The organism is Streptosporangium sp. NPDC006013 (genome assembly GCF_040614275.1).
Classification (GTDB): domain Bacteria; phylum Actinomycetota; class Actinomycetes; order Streptosporangiales; family Streptosporangiaceae; genus Streptosporangium.
Genome location: NZ_JBEXUE010000683.1, coordinates 1 through 4,176, shown reverse-complemented (window position 1 = coordinate 4,176; position 4,176 = coordinate 1). Strand labels below are relative to the sequence as shown.

Below are 4,176 nucleotides of genomic sequence, written 5' to 3'. Positions count from 1 at the left end.
GTCATCACCAACCATCACATCCTGCTCGACGGATGGTCCACCCCGCTGCTTGTCGCCGAACTGCTGGCGCTCTATCTCGGTGTGGTCTCCGGCCAGCCGGTGCCCGTGTCGTCGTGCTCGTCGCCGGGCCAGCCGTTCGCCGAATGCAGGAAGGGCAGCCGGTTTCTGGCCGCGTCGCTCACCTTGGTCCTCGCCACGCCGGTGGCCTTGGAGACCTTGGCGCCCATCAGGCCGGCCGTCTCCTGCACGGTGGGGTTGTCGAAGACCCGCTGGGCCATCCTCTTGATCTGCTCGTAACGCTCCCGACCGGCGCGGCTCCCCAGGATGTAGCCGGCCGCGAAGCCGATCCCGAACATCAACCGATAACGCATGTCCACCTCCACAAGCATGTTCCGCCGGTCCCTGTCCTGTGATCACCCGCGGATGGCCATTCGTCTCGCACCTACCCCGGACTATCGATGCGACACACACCCACGGAGTGCGCTAATCTATTCCTGCGCCGCGAGGAACCGGGGACACCCGGTCCGACCAGCGCAAAACGCAATCCCGTGTAGCTCAATCGGCAGAGCAGCCGGCTGTTAACCGGCAGGTTATAGGTTCGAGTCCTATCGCGGGAGCCAGCGTCAGAGCCCCGGAAGCCCGGCTTCCGGGGCTTTTGGCATCTCATGTCCCGGTTTGGTGGCCTGCTCATGCCTCGATTCAGCGGACAAACCACGGTGAATCACAGAAAATGAGTGAGGCCATGCCCGGTGTCGCCGCGATCGTGGCGAGTGAGCCGGTGCGCGGTCGCCGCGGACCAACAGTGATCGCAGCGGGGAAGGGCCGCCGCGTTCAGGGCACCACGCCGCCCGGAACGGCAGTCGTGCTCGTGAGCCACAATGGGTGGTTTTTCTGTGCTGACCTGGCGAAGGTCCCGGCGGCGTGCGCCGGATCCGTTCCACGAGGTTCCCAAGGTCCCCGAGATGCCTCCAGCCGACGTGATGGCGGCGGCCGAGGACTACCTGCGGCTGTTTCACGCGGAGAATCCCGGTGCGGGGGTCCTGCGGGAGCGCCTGCGCGAGGTCCGGCAGGAGATCGCCGACACGGGAACGTACACGCACACCAGTGGTGAGCTGGTCTTCGGCGCCAGGGTGGCCTGGCGCAACAGCGGCAGATGCATCGGGCGGCTGTACTGGCGCTCGCTGCGGGTGCGCGACCGGCGGCATGTCACCACGGCCGAGGGCGTCGCCGTCGAGTGCGTGAACCACCTGCGGGACGCGGCGCCCGCCCGCCGGATCCGCCCGACGATCACCGTGTTCCCCCAGGACCGGCCGGGGGCGCCGGGACCGCGGATCTGGAACGAGCAGCTCATCCGGTACGCCGGGTACGCGATGGCGGACGGTTCGGTCATCGGGGACCCCCGCTACGTCGGCTTCACCGCGATGCTGCGCGAGCTGGGCTGGCCCGGCGGCCCCGGAAGCCCCTTCGACGTCCTCCCGCTGGCGATCTCGGTCGGGAACGGGCCGCCGCTGCTGTCCACGATTCCCGGCGACGCCGTGCTGGAGGTCGCGCTCTCGCATCCCCACCACCCGTGGTTCGAGCAGCTGGGGCTGCGCTGGCACGCGGTACCGGTCATCTCGAACATGTGCCTGGAGATCGGCGGCGTCTGCTACCGGGCGGCGCCGTTCAACGGCTGGTACATGGGCACCGAGATCGGTGCCCGCAACCTGGCCGACGCCGACCGCTACGACCTGATGCCGTTGATCGCCCGGCGGCTGGGCCTGAACACCGGCACCGACCGCTCGCTCTGGCGGGACCAGGCGCTGGTGGAGCTGAACGTGGCGGTCCTGCACTCCTTCGAGCGGGCGGGGGTGACGATGACGGACCACCACACCGAGGCCAGGCACTTCCTGATCCACCTGGAGCGCGAGGAGCGGGCAGGACGGGTCTGCCCCGCGGACTGGACCTGGATCGTGCCGCCCATGTCGGCCTCGGCCACGCCGGTCTTCCACCGTTACTACGAGGACAGGCAGCTGTCGCCGAACTTCGTCCACCACGCCGACTCCCTGGAGCGCGCGCTCGGTCACCGGACTGCAACGGGAGGTTAATTCAGCGGAAACGTACCGGCGCTGCACTTGCAGTGACCCACCGAGTGGTGGGGCGCATCTAGGGTTCCGCCGCCGCCGACGCCGGGCGTCACGACCGTGAGGCCGTACGGCGACGGCGCGGGACTGGTCCGAGAGGTGCAGGCGGCCGCGTGGCCGTTCCACGGCGGGACAAAAGCCCGGGAGGCCGGCCGATCCCGGCTGTCCTCCAGCCGGGGTCCGAGCTGATCGGAGCTCCATGCACTGGCACCCGTCCGCTTCCGACCCCGCCCGCCAGGGCCCCTCCGGCGCGGCCCCCTCGGGCCCCGACCGGTACGGTCCCGAGGCCCGCTTCGCCGTCGACCGCGAGGCCGAGCTGCCCACCGCCAACTGGGAGCGCGAGGTCGCCTGGGCCCTGGAGGTGGGCCTGCAGGGCGCCGACTCCATCGTCGACCGGCGCATCCCGACCTTCTCCCGCGGAGAACTGCCGCACTTCGCCGGGATCAACACCTTCCTCAAGGCTCCGTACGTCGAGGACGTGCGGCGCTGCGGCGCGTACGACGTGGCGATCCTGGGCGCGCCGTTCGACGGCGGCACGACCTACCGCTCGGGCACCCGCTTCGGCCCGCAGGGCATCAGGAAGATCTCCGCCCTGTACGGCCCCTACAGCTTCGAGCTGGGGGTGGATCTGCGCGAGTCGATCACGATGGCCGACCTCGGGGACGTGTTCACCATCCCCGGCAACATCGAGAAGACCTTCGACCAGATCTCCAAGGCCGTCTCGCACGTCTACTCCAGCGGGGCGTTCCCGGTCGTGCTGGGAGGCGACCACTCCATCGGTTACCCGACCGTGCGCGGCGTGGCCGAACACCTGTCGGGCAACCTCGGGATCATCCACTTCGACCGGCACGTGGACACCCAGGAGACCGACCTCGACGAACGCATGCACACCACGCCGTGGTTCCACGCCACCGACATCCCCAACGTGCCGCCGCAGAACCTGGTGCAGATCGGCATCGGCGGGTGGCAGGCGCCCCGACCTGGGGTAAAGGTCGGTCGTGAGCGCGGCACCACGATCATGACGGTCACCGACTGCGTGGACATGGGCATCGAGGCGGCGGCCGAGCGCGCGCTGGAGGTCGCCTGGAAGGACGCCGAGGCCGTGTGGCTCTCCTTCGACGTCGACTGCCTGGACGCCGCGTTCGTCCCCGGCACCGGCTGGCCGGAACCCGGCGGCTTCCTGCCACGCGAGGTACTGAAGTTCATCCAGATCATCGCCGACGCGGCGCCGCTGGCCGGGATCGAGGTCGTGGAGTGCTCGCCACCCTACGACAACGCGGAGATCACCTCGCTGATCGCCACCCGCGTCATCTGCGACACCCTCGGCTGCCTGGTCCGTTCCGGGCACCTGCCCGCGAGGAAGGGAACCACGTGATGCTTCGCCGCCTGCTCGTCTCGCTCTGCCTGCTCGCCGCCTGCGCGGCGTGCGCGTCCGCCCCCGGCGGGTCCGCCGAGCCGGCCGCGTCCGGTGGGAAGAAGGTTCTCACCCTGGGCTTCTCCGCCTGGCCCGGCTGGTTCCCCTGGCAGGTCGCCCAGGAGAAGGGGCTGTTCGCCAAGAACGGCATCGAGGTCGAGCTGAAGTACTTCGACAGCTACACCGACAGCCTGACCGCGCTGGCCACCGGCAACGTCGACGCCAACAGCCAGACGCTCAACGACACCCTCGCCTCGGTGTCCGGCGGGGCGAAGCAGACGATCGTGCTGGTCAACGACAACTCCACCGGCAACGACCAGATCATCGCCAGGTCCGGCATCGCCACGGTGGCCGACCTGAAGGGCAGAACCGTCGCGGCCGAGCAGGGCACCGTCGACCACTACCTGCTGCTGCTCGCGCTGCGGAAGGCGGGACTGACCGAGAAGGACGTCACCTTCAAGCCGCTGCCGACGGACGCCGCCGCGGCTGCCTTCAAGGCGGGCCAGGTGGACGCGGTCGGCGTGTTCGCGCCCTTCACCACCACCGCCCTGGGGCTGCCGGGTTCCACGGCCGTCGCCACCTCCAGGGACTTCCCCGGCGCGATCCCCGACCACCTGGTGGTGGCCGCCTCGCTGGTCG

Annotated in this window: 4 protein-coding genes and 1 tRNA gene; 4 read left to right on the top strand and 1 reads right to left on the bottom strand. The window is 69.6% G+C overall.

The window, feature by feature from the left end; all coding sequences use genetic code 11:
• Nucleotides 1-71: 71 nt before the first annotated feature.
• On the bottom strand, nt 72-371 hold the full coding sequence (locus tag ABZ260_RS47775; protein ID WP_355631690.1) for a YtxH domain-containing protein: 300 nt from the start codon (nt 369-371) through the stop codon (nt 72-74).
• Nucleotides 372-544: 173 nt separating this feature from the next.
• Between ABZ260_RS47775 and ABZ260_RS47770 the strand changes: the two genes are divergently transcribed.
• The 4 genes from ABZ260_RS47770 to ABZ260_RS47755 form a co-directional block, all read left to right on the top strand.
• A tRNA-Asn gene (locus tag ABZ260_RS47770) sits at nt 545-620 on the top strand.
• Between the two features lie 342 nt (nt 621-962).
• Nucleotides 963-2,087 (top strand): nitric oxide synthase oxygenase, encoded by a 1,125-nt coding sequence (locus ABZ260_RS47765; protein ID WP_355631687.1) that lies wholly within the window; start codon nt 963-965, stop codon nt 2,085-2,087.
• A 235-nt stretch (nt 2,088-2,322) separates the two neighbouring features.
• Complete coding sequence (locus ABZ260_RS47760; RefSeq protein WP_355631684.1) at nt 2,323-3,498, top strand: agmatinase family protein; 1,176 nt, start codon at nt 2,323-2,325, stop codon at nt 3,496-3,498.
• Nucleotides 3,498-4,176: ABC transporter substrate-binding protein (locus ABZ260_RS47755; protein ID WP_355631681.1), on the top strand; the 679-nt coding region annotated here is incomplete at its 3' end. The genes ABZ260_RS47760 and ABZ260_RS47755, both read left to right, overlap by 1 nt.

Excerpts from the sequence above, each read along its gene's own strand:
- ABZ260_RS47775 (WP_355631690.1), bottom strand. The coding sequence starts at position 371 with ATGCGTTATCGGTTGATGTTCGGGATCGGCTTCGCGGCCGGCTACATC.
- ABZ260_RS47765 (WP_355631687.1), top strand. The coding sequence starts at position 963 with ATGCCTCCAGCCGACGTGATGGCGGCGGCCGAGGACTACCTGCGGCTG.
- ABZ260_RS47760 (WP_355631684.1), top strand. The coding sequence starts at position 2,323 with ATGCACTGGCACCCGTCCGCTTCCGACCCCGCCCGCCAGGGCCCCTCC.